This window comes from Chryseobacterium foetidum (assembly GCF_025457425.1).
Lineage (GTDB): Bacteria > Bacteroidota > Bacteroidia > Flavobacteriales > Weeksellaceae > Chryseobacterium > Chryseobacterium foetidum.
Window position 1 is genome coordinate 3,365,465 of record NZ_JAMXIA010000001.1, and the last position, 21,446, is coordinate 3,386,910.

Genomic DNA, 21,446 nt, shown 5'->3' on the forward strand with positions numbered 1-21,446 from the left:
CAATTTATTATTTGTGCAAAAATGAACGTTGTAGGTTGTGAGGGTTTTACGAGAAGGTTATGGAATGGTTAAATGTTTGTGTTAAAAAGTAGGTAGTTTTAAATTATTGTTAAAGTTTGCAGCAATATTTGGGGAGTTTTTGTGCTTTATGAAGTGCTGTCAAAATAGGACTGTAAATTTTAAAAAATCCTTTTAAAAAAAAAGTTTTTTTAAGTCGAAATGCAAATAAGGCTATCTATTGTAGTTTCAACCCGACATCTAAGAAGTGCATTGCTCTGCGGTTTTTTATTTAAATCCAAACAAGGCTGTTTCCTTAAAATTTATAATATTTTTCTTTCGTAAGATTTCTGTGTATGCGTCAATTCTTGTTGCTATAAGCATATTTCGATTTGATTTTGACCACTCATTCATTATTCCAATTAATTTTGGGTTGTTATCTAAATTAAATGGGTCAACGTACCAGAGTCCACATCCACTAATTCCAAATAAATCAGGACCGTAACTTAATGATTCTGATTTCAGATTTGGAGTATTTTTCCTGTCGTATTCAACAATTAAGTTCAAGTATTCGTTCCTATTGTGTTTTTTGTATTCATTTTTCGTAGCACATTTAGTAAAATTGAAAAATGGTGTGGAATGAAATGAATTTTTACTCATTGATTTTTTTGACCAAGAAGTTGGATATCCAAAAATAATATATGTAAGTAAATTTATTGGAGGATGATTTAATTCAATATCATCACATTCTAAAAATGTATACTCATTTTGCAGCTCTTTCACTGAAATTTCATCTAAAATGAGAATTCCTAAGTCTAATTCATCAAATTCTCTTAAACCTTTAGGACTATTTCTAATAATTTCTCCACCTGGCTTAAACAATATATTACCTTCTTTTAGAGGAATAAATAAGTCGTTAAAATCGTCAAGCACATGAGCAGCAGAAAATAAAAAATATTTAGATTCTATTTTTACAAAAACTCCTGTACCATGTTGTTTATAATTACTTAAGTTTTTTAATAATGTGCAAGTATATTTATCAATTTCTCGAATTGAATTAATTTGTTTTTGAACAATTTTTCTTATACTTATGTTTGTCATAATTTACATATAACATTTAAAGTTACGCATTGTCGAAATGTCAATCATATCTACGGCTTAAATCTAATTTGAAAATTACTTTAAGTGTTTGATTTTAAATGAATTTAAATTGACGGGATTAATTGTTGTTAATTTTTAAAAAAAATTATTCCTCCCCAGAAACCCTCTCATAAATATTATGAATCAACCCATCCGCAACAGAAATTTTCGGAACAAAAATCTTGTTGATATCTGCCCAGTGCATTACGAAATTGTAGATTTTCAGGGCGTGAACCAAAACGTCAGCTCTGTCCTGTCTGAAACCGTATTTGGTCATTCTTTCCTCAACCGTTAAGTCGTTGAATTCTTTGTAAGCCTTCTTCAGATAAGCGATGGACATCGGTTTGCCGTCTTTGGTTTTGCTCATCGAGAACACTTTGTTGATGTTTCCGCCTGAACCGATGGCTACAATTTGCATTTTGCTGTTGATGTTGGTTTTTATTTCTTCTTTCATTTCCTTCCAGTTGTCTTCTGTCACGAGATTGTTGAGAAGACGGATGGTTCCGATATTAAACGATTTTTCGTAGACCATTTTGTCATTTTCGTAGAAAGTCAGTTCGGTAGAACCACCGCCAACGTCTACATAAAGATAGGCGAAATCTTTGTCAAGACCTTCTGCAACGTGGTTTTCATACACCAATGTTGCTTCTTCGTCTCCGGAGATAATTTCGATGGAAAGATCGGCGTGGTTTTTTACTTTTTCAATAATTTCCTTTCCGTTTTCAGCATCACGCATCGCACTGGTGGCGCAGGCTCTGTAGTGTTCAACTTTATAAACTTTCATCAGATCACTGAAAATTTTCATTGAATCCAACACCATTTTTTCACGCTCTTCACCGATTTTTCCAAGCGTGAAAACATCCATTCCCAATCGCAACGGAATTCGCAGGAGATTTAATTTAATAAATTCCGGTTTTCCGTTTTGAATTTTCACCTCGTTGATTAAAAGTCGGGCTGCATTACTTCCTATATCTATCGCTGCAATGATCATTTTTAGATTGTATTTTATTGAATTACAGTTGTTTAATTTAAAATATAAAAATTTTAAGATCCGAATTTACAAAAATTAATTCTTAATCGCTGATTTGACGCATTTAATAGCAATTTTACCTTTGATTTCAAAAGATAAGTTTAATTCAAAATGGGGCTTCTACAAGCTCAGCCTGACACTGTTTATCTCAGTTTTGTCACGCTGAGCCTGTCGAAGCGTTGTGAGAGTTATATTGATTTTATCGTTGAGCTTAATGAGTTTACTCTGTAAACCTTAAAAATCTAAAGCCTTTTTGTCCTTAAAAATTTAATAAACTTAATGTTTCAAAATTACTTCACACCCGTTTTCGCTTTCAGATATTTATACGTTTCAATCTGCGAGCGGCAATCTTTTTCATCATTGCTGATGTATTCATTGCTGAGTTTTTTGTCTAAAATTCTCGCTTTTACATTATCTCTCAATTGAATATCCAGAATATCCTTCAGCTCTTTTTTCAGATTTTTATCGGTGATTTTTGCGGCGGCTTCAATTCTGTAATCCAGATTTCGGTTCATCCAGTCGGCAGACGAAATGTAGATGTCTTCTGCGCCTTTATTGTAAAAATACATCACTCTGGCATGCTCAAGATACTCATCTACAATGCTGATAGCCTTTATTTTTTCTTTAAATTCTTTCTGATTAATTGCACAGTAAATTCCTCTCACAATAATTTTAATAACCACTCCGGCACCTGCAGCCTCGTACAGTTTGGTAATCAGGGCACGGTCACTTACCGAGTTGGCTTTGATGATCATCTGGGCTTTTCTTCCGGCTTTGGCTTCCTCAATTTCCTTATCGATATGATGCACAATTTTTTCACGCATAAACTGCGGACAAACCATTAGATTTTTGCATGTTTTCAGCACAGAAAGATAGTCTTCCTTTGGTTTTTTAAGAACGGTGAAAACTTTATTGATATCTGCCATAATGCCTCGGTCTGAGGTCATAATCAAATGATCGCCGTAGATTTTAGCCGTCTTTTCATTGAAATTTCCTGTGCTTACGAAGCCGTACTGAAGAGTTTTGTTGTGAACTCTTTTTTTGATAACGCAAAGTTTAGCATGAACTTTTTTGTCAGGAATTCCTATTAAAACAGTGATTCCTTCAGGTTCAAACATTTCTTTCCATTTTAAATTGGATTCTTCATCAAATCTCGCCTGAAGTTCGAGCATCACCGTCACATCTTTCCCGTTTCTCGCAGCATAAATAAGAGCGTTGCTTATTTTTGAATTGCTTGCCAAACGGTAAGCCGTAATCTGAATTGATTTCACATCCGGATCCATCGCCGCTTCACGCAAAAGGTCAATCACCGGTGTGTAAGTATGATAAGGGAAACTCAAAAGCACATCCTGCTTCAGAATAACATCAGTCACTCTTTCGCCGTGTTCAAAAGCCTGATGGGTAAATGAAGTACGCTCAACCGGTTTTTTATAATATTCAAAAACGTCAGGAAAATCCATAAAATGTTTAAAATTATGAATCTTTCCGCCAGGAATAATGCTGTCTTTTTTGCTTAGATTTAATTTTCGGATCAGCAGTTCGAGCATTGCTTTGTCCATATCTTTATCAAAAACAAAACGGGTTGGCTTCCCTTTTCGTCTGTTTTTCAGGCCTTTCTCTATTTTTTCGGCAAAATTGGTTTTGATGTCATTGTCGATATCCATTTCTGCGTCTTTAGTGACTTTGAATGAGTGTGAGGCAAATTCATCATATCCAAAATAGGAAAAAATATGCGGCAGATTGAATGTAATCACGTCTTCAAGAAGCATTACATTTTTTTCTTCTAAATCTTCTGTCGGTAAAAGCACAAACCTTCCCACAAAACGCGACGGAATCTCAATAATTGCGTAGTTGCTGTGGTAATTCCAGTCTTTTTTTCTCATCGCAACGCCCAGATAAAGACTTTTATCTCTGAGATAAGGCATTGGCGTGTTTTCATGCAGAAGAATCGGGATCACGTTTGATTCTACCACTTCATCAAAATACTGTCTCACAAAATTTTTCTGGATGGCTGTCAGATTTTTTGAAGTTTTAATGAAAACTTTTTGTTCTGCCATTTCAACCTGAATTTTCTTCCACGTTTTATCAAAATCGGCCTGTTGGGTAATCACAATTTCATTAATTCTCTGAAGAATTTTTGAAGGTGGCTGATAAAATGATTCGGCGATTACTTTTTCCTTAAAATCCATGGCACGTTTCAAACCGGCAACACGCACTCTGAAAAACTCATCCAGATTATTTGAAAAAATCCCTAAAAAACGAATTCTGAGGTGCAGAGGTACGTTTTCGTCCATTGCTTCCTGTAAAACTCTTTCGTTAAATGCTAACCATGTAACATCTCTGGGATTAAAATGTAAAGACATATTTGTGTATAAAATTTCTCAAAAATACTAATAAAACCAGTCTTTTTTTTGATTCTTACGTTAATTCTTAATTAAATTTTTAGTTGAAGGAAAATGTGGTTTAAACAGGAATTTGTTTTAATTAAACTTAGAAACATTTTTGTTATTGAATACGTCGAATCTTCGATTTCTGAAAAAAATATACGCATTTAAATATCACAAGAATGTTTTAATGTATATCCGTAATTCGTAATAATTTCGTATATTTATCTGTAATTTAAATAATTAGATGGATATATTTAGCTTTACCGCTCATTTTGGGACAGAGGAAGATTGCAGAATTCATTTTAAGAAACAGAGAGATAAGATTGGCGTGGCATGCAAATGTGGTCATAAAGAACATTTCTGGATTAAGAGCATTTGGAGCTACGAATGCAAAAAATGCCGTAAAAGGACTTCTTTGAAAAGCGGCACCATTATGCAGAACTCTAATCTTTCATTTTTAATTTGGTATAAGACAATGTTCTTAATGAGCGTTACAAAAAAAGGATTTTCGTCTAAAGAAATTCAGAAGCAATTGGGATTGAAACGCTATGAGCCTGTTTGGGCAATGGTTCATAAGCTAAGAAAAGCAATGGGAACACGGGACGAAAAATATACTTTAGAAGGAATGATTGAATTTGATGAAGGCTATTTTACAGTAGAATCCAGTGAGATTGAGCAGGAAAAAGGAGTCCGCGGCAGAGGTGCAGCGGGCAAACAAAATGTTGCTGTAATGGCCGAATCTACGCCTTTGGAAAATATAGAGACTGGTGAAAAATCAAAATCCTGCAGATACTTTAAAGCTAAAGTTTTAGAAACGCATCTTTCCCTTGAAATCAACGAAACCATTAAGGAATCGATCGATAATCAAAGTATTGTTTTCACTGATAAAAGTACCTCGTACGTTGATATCTCTGATTTTGTAGAGCTTCATATCACAGAGAAATCGGATAAAGAAACCACAAATGAAACCTTAAAATGGGTTCATATTACCATTAGTAATGCAAAACGGAATTTATTGGGAAATTATCATAAAATCAAAAGAAAATACCTTCAACTGTATTTAAATGAATTTATCTACAAACTAAATCGGAGATATTTCGGCGACCAACTCTTCGAAAGGCTCATTATTGCTAATATTACAGCGGTATGATTAAAAACGGATATACATTAATGTTTTAAACACATCAGTCACATTAGTTTTAAAGTTAAAATGTTTGAAAACAATAGAACACATCAGTTTTGAAAATCAAAGATTTTCTGTGAGAAAATTTATGCAAATTTTAAATATTTTTAAAAATTCAAAAACCTGTTTTTTCAGAGAGAATTTCAGCAGTAAAACTTTAAATTTCTAAAGAAGGAAAAGTCTTCGACAAGCTCAGCCTGACACTTGAAAACTTTGTAATATTTATTCATATCTTAATTAAACTGAAAATTTCTTTTACATATTAATCCAATACCATTTAGTATTAGCGATGTCACGCTGAGCCTGTCGAAGCGTTTTTCAATAAACAATAATTAGAATTAAATTCGAAAACACCAAAAGTTTAGTTTCATTACTTTACAAACTCTAAATTTCTCAAAAAAGAAGAGGCTTCGACAAGCTCAGCCTGACACGTTTTAACTTTTAGATCTGTATTTGCATTTTAATATTTTTTAACGGGAATCTTTTTTAAACTAATCAGATAGCAGTCAGCATCAGCGATGTCACGCTGAGCCCGCCGAAGCGTTTTTCAATAATCAATGATTGACTTTAAAATTCAAATATTTCTAAGCGCAAAAGTTTAAGTCAAACATTTAAAGAACTTTTGAACAACTAAAAATCAAATCAAAATCTTTTTGTCTCTTTTGCGGTTTTAAAACAGCGTCATCACTGTCATTTTAAATCAAATCCATTTAAAATTTGTCTCAATTTAAATTTAAAAAATTCAAAACTGTCAATTTGTCATAAAAATTCCCTTGGTACAGATATTGAGAAAGTGAGAGTGTTATTACAATTTAAAAATTAGAAAAAATATAAATATTATGAGTAAAATAATCGGAATCGATTTAGGTACAACAAACTCTTGTGTTGCCGTAATGGAAGGTAAAGATGCTGTTGTAATCCCTAACGCAGAAGGTAAAAGAACGACGCCGTCTATCGTGGCTTTCACAGAAGACGGAGAAAGAAAAGTAGGTGATCCTGCAAAAAGACAGGCCGTAACCAATCCTAAGAAAACGGTTTATTCTATCAAGAGATTTATCGGTACCCACTTCAAGGAAGATGCGAAAGAAATTTCAAGAGTTCCTTATGAAGTGGTAGCAGGACCAAACGATACTGTAAAAGTAAAAATCGACGACAGAGAATATACACCTCAGGAAATTTCTGCAATGACGCTTCAGAAAATGAAGAAAACTGCTGAAGATTACCTTGGTCAGGAAGTAACAAGAGCGGTAATCACTGTTCCGGCTTACTTTAATGATGCTCAGAGACAGGCTACAAAAGAAGCTGGTGAAATTGCCGGTCTTACTGTAGAAAGAATTATCAACGAGCCTACAGCAGCTGCTTTGGCTTATGGTATGGACAAGTCTCACAAAGATCAGAAAATTGCTGTTTACGATTTAGGTGGTGGTACTTTCGATATCTCTATCCTTGATTTGGGAGACGGTGTATTCGAAGTATTGTCTACAAACGGAGATACGCACTTAGGTGGTGATGACTTTGATGATGTAATTATCAATTGGATGGCAGACGAGTTCAAAGCTGAAGAAGGTGTTGAACTGAAATCTGACGCAATCGCACTTCAGAGATTAAAAGAAGCTGCTGAAAAAGCAAAAATCGAATTATCTGCTTCTCCTCAGACAGAAATCAATCTTCCTTATATTACAGCTACAGCTACAGGTCCTAAGCACTTGGTGAAGACTTTAACCAAAGCTAAATTTGAGCAGTTATCTGCAGATTTGGTAAGAAGATCTATGGAGCCTGTTGCAAAAGCATTGAAAGATGCAGGTTTATCTACTTCAGATATCGACGAGGTAATCTTGGTAGGTGGTTCTACAAGAATCCCTGTAATTCAGGAAGAAGTTGAGAAATTCTTCGGTAAAAAACCATCAAAAGGTGTGAATCCGGATGAAGTTGTTGCCATCGGTGCAGCTATTCAGGGTGGAGTTTTAACAGGAGATGTGAAAGACGTACTTTTGTTAGATGTTACACCACTTTCTTTAGGTATCGAAACAATGGGTTCTGTTTTCACAAAATTAATTGATGCGAACACAACAATCCCAACTAAAAAATCTGAGGTATTTTCTACAGCGTCTGACAACCAGCCTGCAGTAAGCATCAGAGTAGGACAGGGAGAAAGACCAATGTTCAACGACAACAAAGAAATCGGTAGATTTGATTTAACAGATATTCCACCGGCACAAAGAGGAGTTCCGCAAATCGAAGTAACTTTCGACATTGATGCGAATGGTATCTTAAGTGTTTCTGCTAAAGATAAAGGTACAGGTAAAGAGCAGTCTATCAAAATTCAGGCTTCTTCTGGTCTTTCTGACGAGGAAATCGAAAGAATGAAAAAAGAAGCTCAGGAAAACTCTGCAGCAGACAACAAGAGAAAAGAAGAAGTTGAAATCTTCAACAAAGCCGACGGATTGATCTTCCAGACTGAAAAGCAATTGAAAGAATTCGGTGATAAATTATCTGCAGACAAAAAAGCAGCTATCGAAACTGCTCACGCAGAATTGAAAACCGCTTTCGAAGCTAAAAACGGAGACGATGTAAAAGCAAAAACTGAAGCTTTGGATGCAGCGTGGATGGCAGCTTCAGAGGAAATGTATGCTCAGGGTCAGGGTGCTGATGCAGGAGCTCAGCAGACTCAAGGTAATGCAGGTGGTGCAGAAGATGTACAGGATGCAGATTTTGAAGAAGTCAAGTAAGTAGCAATTATCATCGATTAATATCGATTGAAATAAATTAGTAAATCGCTGTAAATGTAATGTTTACAGCGATTTTTTTTGTTTTTGTATTTTTTATTAATTGTTGATTTTAATCGATTTTTGTTGTAATTTTGTATCGTACTTGTACCGCGTGTTATTTGGGTAGTATGTGCGTCTTATGCGCCTTAAATATAAAAAAAACTCAAAAAACGGAAAATGTTCAGGATGTTATTTCAGAATGGGATTTAGTAAATTGAAAATACCTAGGGTGTGTGAGCAGTGTTCCAAACCCTTTGAAGCAAAAACAGTTATGACTCGTTTTTGCTCTTTATCTTGTAATAATAAAGCATTAAAAGAGAAGAAAAAACTTGAAAAAGAAAAAGTAGAAAGAGACACTCTTTTACAAAAATATAAAAACAAGATTGCCGAAGTTCAGAATCGGGAATTTATTTCAGTTGCAGAAGCGACTGTTATGTTTGGACTTTCCAAAGATACTGTGCACAGATGTATAAAACGAGGAATCATTACTGGAATTAATCTAGGCTCAAGATTGACTCGTGTGAAGCGATCAGATCTGGAAAATTTATTTTCAGCAGTTGAAATACAGGAAGAAAAGGAAGTAATAATTGAGAAACCCAATTTTGAAGTTGGTAATTGTTACACAATTTCCGAAATTAGTTCGAAATTCCACGCTGATCCAGGAACTGTAACAAACCTAATTAAAAGAAACAAAATTCCGACAAAGAAAGTTGGAAGTTTCGTGTATGTTCCTAAAAATTTAATTGATAAAATTTTTGACGGAAAATGAAAGAGTTATTAAAAACCAAAGTTACCGTACGATTGCGAAAATCCGAATTCCGAAAAGAATGGTTTATTTATTTGGAAAGTTATCCTGTGATGATTCCTGGTAAAGATAAAGTTCAGAGAATCCGGGAATATTTGAACCGAAGCGTCACAACCGTAGATTTTGATAAGAAAAGACCTGCAAGAACAACCCAAGAATCCGTTTCATTTAAACCTAAAAGAGATGACAATGGTATTATCGTTTGCAAAAGCGAAAATGATCGGGAAACAATGTTCTATGCAGATTCTATGCGTAAATTACGTCAGAGAGAATATGATAATATTGAACTTTACAGCGAACTCGATAAAATTCAAGTAGAACAAAAAGAAAAATCGCAGGAAAATTTTGTGAGATATTTTGATTTGTTGGTTAATAAACGACATAAGAATAATTCCGAATCTATTCAAATAAATTGGTATCGCTCAATAGAATTTCTAAAAGATTTTGGAGGCGAAAAAATTATGTTTTCGCAGATCACCACAAAATTCTGTGAAAACTTCAAATCATATTTGTTGACTGCAAAAAGTGGTAGCAATAAGAAGGAAATTATTTCTCAAAATACGGCTTCAACTTATTTTTCTGTATTCAAAGCTGCATTAAAACAATCTTTTATTGACGGATATTTTACGACTGACATTTCTGCTAAAATTAAAGCGATTCCGCACGAGGAATCAAGACGAGAATATTTAACACTTGATGAACTTAATACTTTAGTTAAAACGCCTTGCGAACTTGAAGTTCTTAAACGTGCAGCACTTTTTTCAGCTTTAACAGGTCTGCGACATTCCGATATTCAGAAACTAACGTGGAACGAGATAAGTATTGAAAACGATCAGGCAAAAATAAATTTCACACAAAAAAAGACAAAAGGTGTAGAATATATGCCTGTGTCTAAACAAGCATTACAACTTTGTGGTGAAGTAGGTCTTCCAACTGATTTAATTTTTAAAAATCTGACTGATCCTGCTTGGATTTCCCGACCACTCAAGAAGTGGATTGAAAGTGCTGGAATTACTAAAAAAATAACTTTTCATAATTTCAGACACACTTTTGCAACACTTCAACTTTCGAGTGGAACTGATATTTACACAGTTAGTAAAATGCTTGGTCATACGAACGTAAAAACTACGCAGGTTTATGCAAAGGTTGTTGATGAAAAGAAAAATAAAGCTTCTACAGCTATTCAATTAAAAAACTTATAAAATGCACTTTAAATATTTCGAATATATTGTCATCTACCTTTCCGTTTTAGTAGTATGTGTAATAGGGGGAGCATTAGCAAGAATTTCTTTTCTTGGAAAAGGTGGTGACGAATATACCGCAAATATTGTATTTTGGTCAATCACAGCATTAAGTATATTATTTTATGCACTTATCATTTTATTTCTCGATGGTATAATTGTCTTATTCAGAAAGATTTTCCCTAAAAAAGGCAGTTCCGAAAATTCTACTGAAGATTTGATCCCATCTGAAAATCCTGAGAATGTAGGGGAGAAGCAAAAACAAATAATTGATGAAAATACGCCAATCTATTTAGTCGAAAATTCGGAGGAAAGTATTGTGAATCAAACTACAGAATCCGTAAATCTGGAATCTATAAGAAAAACTCAACTCCAGCAAAAGCAACAGAATGAAAGTGTAAAACTACAAATCGCTCTGGATTATACTCGGAATCAATTTGCATTATATGTAACAGATGAAGATCTAGATGCACTTTGTAATGCCGTAAGTTTTTACTCAAAAAAAGAAGAGATTCCTAACGGTATTTCTGTCCATACCAAAGAATTATCTAATCTAAACCTTTATCATTTTGGATGGAATATTTGGAATTATTTTAGACCAATAAAACAGGAAGAAATTTCAAAATTATTAAAAACTGTATTTGTTTCGCTTGATGATGTTGATTTAGATAGTATCAAGTCACATTTGAAAGATGAACCTCAAAAAGGTAATATTAAAATTCAAGAAAACTTGGCAGACTACCAAAAAACATAAAAAATCACAAAATCAAGTGTATGTTTAGTGATTCCTCTGTGATTGCGTGTTTATAGCGATCACAGACGAATCACTTTTTTTCTTTGCACCATAACAATCAAAAACAATAGTTATGGATAGCAATGACATTTCATTTGAAAATCTTCCAAGAGCAGTTGCGCACCTGGTTAGCGAAATAGCCGAAATTAAATTTCTGGTAGAAAGGAAAGAACCTCCGATAATTCCCGTAAAGAGAATTCCGATTGATATTATAGAAGCTTGCCAAATTATAGGTAAGGCAAAACCTACTGTATATACTCTTGTGCGGAAAAGATTGATTCCTTGTTACAAAAATGGTAAGAAACTCTACTTTTTTGAAGATGAATTATTGGATTGGATTTCTAAAGGAAAGAAGAAAACCTTACAGGAAATTCAATGTGAAGCGGAAGCCAGTTTCAGAAAAAATTCAAGGAAGGCAAATGTGGATTCTAACCAAAATCTACAAAGATGAGCCAAAAAATCCCCTACATCCGAGTTGGAACCACCTATTATAAAGTGATAGAAAAGCCATTAATTTCTGGCGATAAAACTTCAGTTTTGGTTCGCTGGAATCGAGAAACAATTGTGAGCGATCACGGAAAAAGTTATGTTTCAAATGTTCCAAAATTTGACGGTTTCTGTTGTATTCCGGAGCATTTAAATTATCAACAAATCGTTCAGGGTTTCTATAATATTTACAATGAAATTCCCTTTGCTCCTTCATCTGAATCGGAAGATTTAAAAACTAAAATTCAATTTTCTTTGAATTTTGTAGCGCACATTTTCGGTGAACAACTGGAAATGGGTTTGGATTATTTAAAAATTCTCTTACAATTTCCTACGCAAATTCTACCGATTTTATGTTTGGTGTCCAAAGAACGGGCTACCGGAAAATCAACATTTATCAAATGGCTGAGAGAGATTTTCGGATTGAATATGACTTACATCAAAGGCGATTCTTTCGGAAGTCAATTCAACAGCGATTGGGCAGCAATGTTGTTGGTAGCAATCGATGAAGTTTTTTTTGATAAAAAAGAAATTACAGAAAGACTCAAATATCTATCTACGACCAATAAAGATAAGTTGGAAGCCAAAGGTAAAGACAGAGAAGAAATCGATTTTTTCGCCAAGTTTATTCTTTGTTCCAATAACGAAGAGAATTTTATTCAAATCGATGAAAATGAAATTCGATTTTGGATTCTGAAAATCAATCCAATCAAAACGGAAAACACTGAATTTTTGAATAACCTGATTTACGAAATCCCTTATTTTCTTCGGTTTTTAATCGAAAGACCATTTTCAACGGAGAAGAAAACAAGAATGTGGTTTTCCGCCGATGAGATCAGAACAAAGGCACTTCAGAAATTAGTTTTCAAAAACAACAATAAACTCGAATCTAAAATAATAGAATTGCTTTATGAGTTTTTTGAAAGCAACAATGATGAAGAAATTAATGTCGTTCCGCAAGACTTGCTGAATATGATAAATAGGATGTTTCGCCCAACTTATTGGACAAGAAATGATATCCGAAATCTTTTAAAGGAAACTTGGAAATTGAATCCACAAAATAATGGTTTGACCTACATCAGATACGACCTTGATTTTGCAGGAATTTTCTATCAAAACAATTCGGTGGGTCGCTATTTCACCATAAAAAAGGATTTTATTCTTAATAAACGTGTTGAAATGTTGAATTGAATGATAATGAATAGAAAATCAAACACTTTAAACTCAACAAAATCCTCAACAAACTTTTAAACCCAACTTTTTGTTGAATGTTTGTTGAGCGGAAAAACTCTAGTTTGTTGAATTGTTGAGCTTTTGTTGAGGAATTAAAATCTTATTAATCAATAAGGTATATGCTTTTCTCAACAATTCAACAAAATATATCTCACCCAAAACACGGAAAATTTACAGCTATGAATTGCAAACAATTTAATACAATCCCGTTGGAAGAAGTCCTCCTTTCTCTCGGACACCTTCCAACGAAACAAAATGAAAAAGAAGCTTGGTATCTCAACCCTTTTGCCAGCGAATCCCGAGCCTCTTTCAAATTGGATAAAAGAATTAATGCCTGGTATCTTCATTCAGAAGGTGTCGGTGGGAATAACACCGACTTTATGAAGAAGTATTTAAATACCTCGGTCAATGAAGTTCTGGATTGGGCGGAAAAACAAAATTTTTCTTCTTTTCATCAGCAACGACAGATTAAAAAGTCGGAACCAAATTATGCAATTGATGAAATACTGGATCTCCAGAATCCAAATCTGAAACAATATTTACGGGGACGTGGATTAAGTCCTAAAGTCTATGATTATATAAGAGAGGTACGATTTACCATCGGAAACAAGAAACTTTACGCCATTGGTTTTGAGAACTTATCTGGCGGTTTTGAATTGCGTAATGCTTTTTATAAAGGTTCATTGTTGAAAAAGGATGTTTCCATAATTGATCTCAGCTGCAATGGTCAGAGTAAATCAAATATTCAAGATAGATATGTCAGAGGTGTAGCAGTTTTTGAAGGTTTTATGGATGCGCTGTCTTTTATCGAATTGCAAAAGTCTTTTGCAGGAGATATCCTTGTGATGAATTCCATTGCTCTTTTAAATAAATCGATAGAACACTTAAAAAACTATTCTGATGTCAATCTTTTTCTGGACAACGATAATGCAGGAATTAAATGTAAGTCTGAGATTATAAAATCTTTTCCGGAAGCAAAAGATCATTCCGGAATATATTCCGACCATAAAGATCTCAACGAATTTTTGATACACATAATCAAGAATGATGTAGCAAATAAGTCAGGAAAGCACTCTGAAAAATCTCTAGAGTCGAATAAACTACATGCAAGAAATCAGGAACAGGAAATCAAAAATACAAATGTTTTTAAAAGGAAACGCTGATAATGCGTGCTGTATGTTTTTACCAACTACCTGCAGAAGTTAGGAGCGCATTCGCAACTTTGAAGGTCGTGCCTCCCAACAAAGTTTCTAATACGCTCTGCGAGGCTTTTAACCTGAGTAAAATAATATATGGTTGGTTTTATTGACCTGTGTAAAAAAACTCAGGTCATTTTTATCGAAGGTGTGTAAAATAAACACAGGTAAAATGTAAAGCTGAAAAATATGACTTCATCAAATTTAAAAGCATAAAACTATAAAAGTATAAAACCTTAAAGATGTAAAAGCAATGAAGACCTCTATTAATTTCAAAGCAGTTAAATCCGATTCTGAAACTCATAATTTCAGGAAGAAAACTTTCGATTACATCCGCAAAGATCTGACGCCAAAGAATGAATATTGGATGGAACAGAAGATAGCTGACAGAATTCAAAAAATTGAAGCGTACTGCAAAGAAAAATCCGGAAGAAAATTACAGAAGAATGCAATGCCTGTTCGGGAAGCTGTTGTTGTTATCAAAGAAAACACAACGATGCTGGAACTTCAAAACTTAGCCGAGAGACTAGAAGAAGAATTGAACATCCGTGTTTTTCAGATCGCTATTCATAAAGACGAAGGGCATAACGATAAAGACACTAAAGAATGGAAACCAAATTACCACGCTCATTTGGTAGCTGACTGGCAGGATCTGAAAACAGGGAAAACACTTAAACACCAATCCTTCCATTATTCAAAAATGCAAGATCTGACAGCAGAATGCCTGAATATGGAAAGAGGGATTTCCGGCTCCAGAGGGAGATTGGAAGCCATTGAGTTTAAGATCCAGCAGAAAGAAGAAGATCTTAAAGTTTTGGAAGAAAGGTATGACACAATGAAATCTGAAATGAGTTCGACAAAATCGGAGGAGCTGGTTGTAAAGGAAAATGATTTTCTAGGTTTTAAAAAAATTAAGACTGACAAGACCATTGAGAATTATGAAAAAGCATTTCGGACTTACAAAAGCACAATTCTAAAAAATAAAACCGAACTAGAATCCAAATCAAAACAAATTACTGAGCTCAATACAAAGGTTATTGATTTACAAAAGCAAGTACTTCTATTCAAAAACAAAAACGCTGTTCTATTGTCCAACCCAACAGTTTTTGCTTCTGAAAAGAAAAAATATCTCGATTCGGTTATTAATGTTGTTGAGAGGGAAATCAAATTTTCAAGATTCAGAAATCCACACTTAGATAGGACAGATAAGCAAAAGCTCATATCGGAAATGGAAAAAATAGCACAGAAAATTTCGCAAGAAAATAAGGTTCCATTTTCAGCCTTCAATGAGATTTTTAAAGATAATGAGATAACAAATCAGCTTTTCTCTCTGTTACAATTAGGTAATAACACTACAAATTATGAGGCTGAGGATATTCCAATTCAAAATAAAAGAAAGAGAAAAAGACTCTAATAACCGCAACGTATTGCAGAGTATTTTCTTTCGATTGATAGCAATTAAGGAAACAAGAATTCAAGAAAGCAAGGAAGCAACCAATCAAGCGAGCAATCTCGCTAGATTGATTGGTGAAACCTTTTATGGTTTAGGATTCTCCTATTTGCAATACTTTGCTTTTTTGATTATGCTTTCTTCATTTTTGAAAAAAAAGAAACCCACGCCGTTGTATATACCAGAAAAAGTATTCAGTTTCCAGTATTTAGTGAGTGTTCAAAACCTCACCCTACGGGTTTACAAGCACCCTCATTTTTTTAGCTATCCGATGATCAATTCGATACCGGCTTTTTCTGCTTTGTATTTTATTTTGGTCTGCAATTCATAATAGCTCCAGTTGCGAAGTACAAATTCCTGTTCTTTTGCAATCCCTATTTTGTCTTCCTGATTTTTCAAAATAAGAGTGCCCGCCTGTTGTTGAATGCAGAAATCAATCAGCTTCCGACTGTAAAGATGAAGATGATGACTGACAAAACGGTTTTCCAGATTCTCTGTTTTGTGCAGTGCCTTCTGTTTCCGTTTAGATCCTTGTCCTGAACGGGAATACGCGACTCCGGCTCGAATCCTTTTATTACTGGCCTGAATCGCCAGCCTGCGGTAGAGGAATTCCTCTTTCGAACCAATATTCATTCGCACATTGTTGGCTTTTACCACGATCGGATGTTCCAGAGACAAAGAAGCTTCTGCAATGATTTCGGGTTTTAAACCGTGGTTTTCCTTTTCAAATTCAAAGACGGCCAGCCAAAAGATCTTACCGTCTTTCAGTTGGACCTGTGAGTTGCACAGCTTGATCTCTTCTCGTAAGAGGCGTCCCAGGACCAAATGTTTATCAGAGAAATCTCTGCCTAAGTAAGTTTTGACCGGAATCGCAAACATATTGAAGCTGAACGCTTTTTTTTCAGGATCGTACTTCATTTTGCTGATACATTTGACCGGAAGCGGAATGGGAATGTCTTTTTTAAAGTTCATTAAGGATTTTGATCCCTGCCAATATTCGGCTTTGTTTTTGGAAAAGGTGGACTGAATTGTATTGTTTAGGCATCCCAGAATGTCGGTGGGGATTTCTCCCTTGAAACGGTCAAAGACCAGGCGTGCCGTGGTGTTTGTTTTAGAACGGTTGAATATTCCCATTTGATCTTTTTTTTCATCAGCCAGCTTGTATTGGATTTCTTCGGTGAGATAAAAGAAATCCTTGATCATCTCTTGTACATAAAGATGGGAAACAATCAAATTAGCCGCTCTGAAACAGCGGTTCTGATACCGATAGAGTTTTTCCCACATCAGGCTTTTATCATCGGATGGAACATCAATCACCAGCTGAATTTTTCGGGTCAGGGTTATCGTAGACTTTTCCATATCAAACCGGTATTTTAGAGGTGTTTTGATTTTGCAGATGCTGATAGGCGTACAGAAATTCCCGATGGACTTCCTTTTCAGGTAGTTTGAGTTCTTTTGCAATTACCGCAAATGAAGATTTCTGTTCAAACCGTCTTTTGATAATCTCGAGCTGCTGACTGCTGAGTTTTTCTGACTGCTCTTCTTTATCAACATTTTTTTCGTGTGGTTTCTCAAAAGTTGTCACCTTAAGAATATTCCTAAGCTCATCTATGGCTTTACTCACCTCCGTGCTAATGCCTGTCACACTGCTTCCCATAGCTTCTGCGATGGGTTTATACTGAAAGCCATATTCCAGGCAGAGTTCTATCAGGTGTTTTCTTTTGGGGTTTAAAACGGGTAAGACCTTTGTGATTTCATCGAATTTTTTTTGATCGGATTCTTGGCTATGTAAATAATCTTTATCTTTCAAAGGATCGTAACCTGCAAGATAATCTTGATAGTTCTCAAAACTGTCAAGAGAAGCCATTAAGCGGCTGAATTTATTCCGGGGAGCAGTAACATACGCTATACAATCCCTTTTCATCACAAACCGTAAAAAGCCTGTAACATGATCAGGTGTCTCAATGGTGTCGCGGTGCAGCCACAATTTTAGGAAGGTATCCTGAACAATAGTGTTCACTACAAAATCATCCTTAAGCACCTGCCATCCAACCCAAAAAAGAAGTCTTTTGTAACGCAGATGAATATGTTCCAGAGCGGTCGGATTACCTTTTTTCAGTAGTTCGTATAACTGAAGATTGCTCAATTTCCGAGGCAAAGAGTCTGTTCTTTTCATAAGCAGCGTATTTAGCTAAATTATTGCTGGAAGGAACTGCTTAGATAAATAAGATGAATCTCTGCCTCAAAATGCTAACTCACTACATATATTACCCAAATGAAAAAGCGTGGAACTCAACTTATTGACTAGAGGTACTGGTATACCCGTGTACGATAAGAGAGCCCACGCCGCGGTCGTGAGCTAATTTACTTATCTTCTCGTACACATAAAAATTACCAGTTTTCTAGTCGAGAATCTAAGCAATAGCTTCGATTATTATTTTTGAAGTATTGCAAAGTTACCTTTATTATAACTTATTTAGCAAATATAAAACATTTTTCTTTATGTAGGTTAATTCGACTACAAAAATTTATTGAAATCTTATCACTTTGTCTATTCAAAGTTAACCACAATGGATAAAATAGAATTTAGAATAGCATTTGGTAAAAGAATTGAGATGTTCAGAAAAAAACTGAATTTGAGTTATAGAGAGTTGGCTCAAAAATGCGATGTAGATCATAGTAATATTAGTAAAATAGAAAAAGGGGAAGTTGATCTTAGAATCTCTACTATTCAAGAATTAGCAAAAGGACTAGATGTGCATCCATTGGAACTATTTGATTTCAAATTAAAGTAAAAAAGATTACTCTTAACAATTTTAAGCTCAGAAGTGAATATAATACCGACGACAGTTGGTATTTTTTATTTGTGAAAATGATGACATTATTTGGGATAGAATATTTTAATTAGTTTGGTTGAATGATTTAAGATATTTTTAAAGTATTTGATAATACTAATATCAGGAATAGGCTAATATTTTTGATTGAACTTAGGAATAAACTAGTAACAAGAAACGATTAGTTGTAGTGCTCTTAATAAAATGGCAATTGAGATAGAGGGTAGTTTTAAAAAATATTCTTCATCTGTAGCCTCTTAAGCAGGACATTAAAATTATAGAATCAGTCTATATATATTCAGTATAAATACGGATTGCCATAACATCAAATATTCTTATTATTACATTTATGAATTGATAAAGAAGTCACAAGAATACACTGTAAATATTATATGGTATGCCAAGTAATATTGATACCACTCATTTATTAAATGAACAATTACAGTTTTTGAAAATCTTTCAGATAATTAGTAAAGCAGTACAATAATTTATAATATAATGGCACAAATAAGAATTTCGGGAGTTTGGAAAGATGGAAATGGTATAATTACTCATTATGCTTTTCATACTCACATTAAAAATACAACTTGGTCAAGAGTGGTTAAAACATCAAAAGCGGATGCAATCAAGCAAATTGAGAATACAGGAAATAGAGCCGTAACATGGGTCTGGAACTATACAACTTCCGCATTTGATGTTCAAGAAGAAGTGACAGTCGTCAATGGTTCTAGTGGAAAGTATTTAAGATCGAATCCTGATCGAAAAGTAACCGACAATTTGGCTCATCTAATTAATTATGATTGGATAGTAGCACGATAAAACAAAGTCTATCAGCTTCAAGCATATTTAGGGCTCCATTAAAGTTAATTAGGGGATTAACTGTTAGGCTATTCCCTTCTTAGTACAGATTTTACCGCAGGTTGTTGCGGTTTTATTTATTACATTTAAAATAATTTTATTATAAATTGATGATCGAAATTCTACCAAGATAATTTTCTTGGAGTCATGTCAATTTTTCATTCAAATAATTTAAATCTTAAAAAAGGATAGTCATTATTGTAAATTACAGACAACGTAAAATGAAGAAATATAAATACATTGAATATTTTCCAAAACCCTTCTTAAAAGATTTAGTAAGCAATCGGTGTTTACCTATCATAGGTGCTGGTTTTTCAAAAAATGCTGAAATTCCAAAGAACAAAAAAATGCTTGATTGGGATGAGCTAGGTAAAGCAATTGCTCAAGACATTCAAGACTATAAATATACCAATGCTATTGATGCAATTTCAGCCTACTGTCACGAGTATTCAAGAACCAATCTTGTTGAAAAACTAACAGAATTATTATTACTTAATTCTGTAAAACCTGGGAAGACACATAAAGCTTTTTGTGAGTTACAATTTGATATTGTTTGTACAACAAACTTTGAGTTCTTACTTGAACAAGGCTACGGATTAATTCCAAAATATTGCAGGCCAATTATTGACGAAGACCAACTTTCAATATCGAATTTAAGTGATGGAATTACAATTCTTAAACTTCATGGCGACTTACATCATCCGACAAAATTAGTTGTCACCGAAGAAGATTATGATAGTTTTTTATCTAAAAATCGTATGTTAGCAACTTATCTTGCTAATTTACTTATCACAAGAACACCTTTATTTATTGGCTATAGCTTAGATGATATTGATTTTAGACAAATTTGGCAAGTAATAAAGGATCGTTTAGGGAATCTTAGACGACAAGCTTATGTTTTGAAAATAGATTGTTCTCCTCACGAAAAAGCTAGGTTTGAACGAAGAGGCGTTAAAGTGATAAATATTAAAGGAAATCCATCTGACTATCCGAAAATTTTAGAAGATGTTTTCCTTGAGTTAAAAGACTATTGGAACGAGGAAGTTTTGAAATTGCCTACAGTAAGCGAAGAAGCCACGCTTGCAGAGTTAGCTCTTCCAGATGACACTAATAATAGGCTTTGCTTTTTCTCTATTCCAATAAAACTATTGCCCTTTTATAAGAAATATATTTTCCCAATTGCAGCTGCAAAAGGATTAGTTCCAATTAGTGCAGACGATGTTATTTCTATCGGGGATAATTGGATAGCAAAGGTTTCAGCACTAATAAATAAAGCAGAGTTTATTGTACTTGATCTAGCAACTCAAAATACAATGTTTGAACTTGGACTTGTATTAAGTCAAAGCAAGCATACAAATAGACTTTTATTAATTCGCTCTGAGAATTCTCCCATTCCAGCAGATATACAAAACCTACTTTACTTATCCAGACCTGAAAACCCATATGAGGCTATTGATGAGCTAAGTGAAAGAATTGAACATTGGTTTAGAGATGTAGTCGCACCATTAAAAACGACATATGATGAAGAACCAAATAGGCTATTAAAGAAGAAAGAATATCGAGCTGCTGTTATTTCTGCAATGACTTTGTTAGAAGTTTATATGAGACAACGAGTCGAATTAATTAAAAATATCCCTTCAAAAACATCAGCACCATATGCAATTTATATTGCAGCTAAAGAATTTAATATCATAACACAAGAGGAATTTATTAAAATCAAAATGTGGTCTGAGACAAGGAATAGACTCGTACATACAAAAGCAATTGTAAACGCAAATGACGCAAAGAGAATAGTAACTGGTGTATATGAACTTATTGAACAACAATAAAACAACACACAATTAACGTTGATTTGGTAATGTAGATAGCAAATATAGCTTTATGAAGGTTATAAAAATCATGCTTTGAGTATTGATGTGATGAATAAGGATGGATTTTTAGATTGATCAGGGAGTTTATGAATTGATAAAAAAAGTGGAAATTATTTTAAAAAAGGGTAAAGAATCATTTCTTAAGTCTTCTCAACTTGAATAAATTGATATATT

At 34.0% G+C, this 21,446-nt stretch carries 17 protein-coding genes; 12 read left to right on the top strand and 5 right to left on the bottom strand.

Features of this window, described 5'->3' with window-relative positions; all coding sequences use genetic code 11:
* Positions 1–285 precede the first annotated feature (285 nt).
* The 3 genes from NG809_RS15620 to ppk1 all read right to left on the bottom strand — a co-directional run bounded on the left by NG809_RS15620 (position 286) and on the right by ppk1 (position 4,530).
* A complete protein-coding gene (locus NG809_RS15620) occupies positions 286–1,098 on the bottom strand; it encodes a hypothetical protein (protein WP_262152198.1) in 813 nt (270 codons plus the stop codon).
* Between the two features lie 145 nt (positions 1,099–1,243).
* Entirely contained in the window at positions 1,244–2,128 is an 885-nt protein-coding gene (locus NG809_RS15625; RefSeq protein WP_262152199.1) for a Ppx/GppA phosphatase family protein, read from the bottom strand.
* 329 nt (positions 2,129–2,457) lie between these two features.
* Complete coding sequence (gene ppk1 / locus NG809_RS15630) at positions 2,458–4,530, bottom strand: polyphosphate kinase 1 (protein WP_262152200.1); 2,073 nt, start codon at positions 4,528–4,530, stop codon at positions 2,458–2,460.
* 268 nt (positions 4,531–4,798) lie between these two features.
* Here ppk1 and NG809_RS15635 point away from each other — a divergent pair, with 268 nt between their 5' ends.
* From NG809_RS15635 to NG809_RS15675, 9 genes are all read left to right on the top strand, one after another.
* Positions 4,799–5,704 (top strand): IS1595 family transposase, encoded by a 906-nt coding sequence (locus tag NG809_RS15635; protein WP_262147160.1) that lies wholly within the window; start codon positions 4,799–4,801, stop codon positions 5,702–5,704.
* Positions 5,705–6,576: 872 nt separating this feature from the next.
* Complete coding sequence (gene dnaK, locus NG809_RS15640) at positions 6,577–8,466, top strand: molecular chaperone DnaK (protein ID WP_262152201.1); 1,890 nt, start codon at positions 6,577–6,579, stop codon at positions 8,464–8,466.
* Between the two features lie 238 nt (positions 8,467–8,704).
* The gene (locus NG809_RS15645; protein WP_262152202.1) at positions 8,705–9,274 is read left to right on the top strand and encodes a helix-turn-helix domain-containing protein; all 570 of its coding nucleotides are present in this window, start codon (positions 8,705–8,707) and stop codon (positions 9,272–9,274) included.
* Positions 9,271–10,512, top strand: a complete 1,242-nt coding sequence (locus NG809_RS15650; protein ID WP_262152203.1) for a site-specific integrase — start codon at positions 9,271–9,273, stop codon at positions 10,510–10,512. The genes NG809_RS15645 and NG809_RS15650 overlap by 4 nt, the downstream gene beginning before the upstream one ends.
* A 1-nt stretch (position 10,513) precedes the next feature.
* Positions 10,514–11,305, top strand: a complete 792-nt coding sequence (locus tag NG809_RS15655) for a DUF2214 family protein (protein WP_262152204.1) — start codon at positions 10,514–10,516, stop codon at positions 11,303–11,305.
* 112 nt (positions 11,306–11,417) lie between these two features.
* The gene (locus NG809_RS15660) at positions 11,418–11,795 is read left to right on the top strand and encodes a helix-turn-helix domain-containing protein (protein WP_262152205.1); all 378 of its coding nucleotides are present in this window, start codon (positions 11,418–11,420) and stop codon (positions 11,793–11,795) included.
* On the top strand, positions 11,792–13,021 hold the full coding sequence (locus NG809_RS15665) for a primase-helicase family protein (protein ID WP_262152206.1): 1,230 nt from the start codon (positions 11,792–11,794) through the stop codon (positions 13,019–13,021). The genes NG809_RS15660 and NG809_RS15665 overlap by 4 nt, the downstream gene beginning before the upstream one ends.
* A gap of 161 nt (positions 13,022–13,182) precedes the next feature.
* Positions 13,183–14,226: a toprim domain-containing protein gene (locus tag NG809_RS15670; protein ID WP_262152207.1), complete on the top strand. Its 1,044-nt coding sequence runs from the start codon at positions 13,183–13,185 to the stop codon at positions 14,224–14,226.
* Between the two features lie 286 nt (positions 14,227–14,512).
* Positions 14,513–15,673 carry a hypothetical protein gene (locus NG809_RS15675; protein WP_262152208.1) on the top strand — a complete coding sequence of 387 codons (1,161 nt, stop codon included), beginning with the start codon at positions 14,513–14,515 and terminating at the stop codon, positions 15,671–15,673.
* 300 nt (positions 15,674–15,973) lie between these two features.
* Here NG809_RS15675 and NG809_RS15680 read toward each other — a convergent pair whose 3' ends face one another.
* Positions 15,974–17,068: a hypothetical protein gene (locus NG809_RS15680; protein WP_262152209.1), complete on the bottom strand. Its 1,095-nt coding sequence runs from the start codon at positions 17,066–17,068 to the stop codon at positions 15,974–15,976.
* A gap of 1 nt (position 17,069) precedes the next feature.
* Positions 17,070–17,885, bottom strand: a complete 816-nt coding sequence (locus NG809_RS15685) for an RNA polymerase sigma factor (protein WP_262152210.1) — start codon at positions 17,883–17,885, stop codon at positions 17,070–17,072.
* A gap of 394 nt (positions 17,886–18,279) precedes the next feature.
* On the opposite strand from NG809_RS15685, the gene NG809_RS15690 reads away from it, so the two are divergent.
* The 3 genes from NG809_RS15690 (at position 18,280) to NG809_RS15700 (ending at position 21,230) form a co-directional block, all read left to right on the top strand.
* Entirely contained in the window at positions 18,280–18,504 is a 225-nt protein-coding gene (locus NG809_RS15690) for a helix-turn-helix domain-containing protein (protein ID WP_262152211.1), read from the top strand.
* A 537-nt stretch (positions 18,505–19,041) separates the two neighbouring features.
* Positions 19,042–19,362 (top strand): DUF3892 domain-containing protein, encoded by a 321-nt coding sequence (locus NG809_RS15695; protein WP_262152212.1) that lies wholly within the window; start codon positions 19,042–19,044, stop codon positions 19,360–19,362.
* A 260-nt stretch (positions 19,363–19,622) separates the two neighbouring features.
* A complete protein-coding gene (locus tag NG809_RS15700; protein ID WP_262152213.1) occupies positions 19,623–21,230 on the top strand; it encodes an SIR2 family NAD-dependent protein deacylase in 1,608 nt (535 codons plus the stop codon).
* Positions 21,231–21,446: the final 216 nt, after the last annotated feature.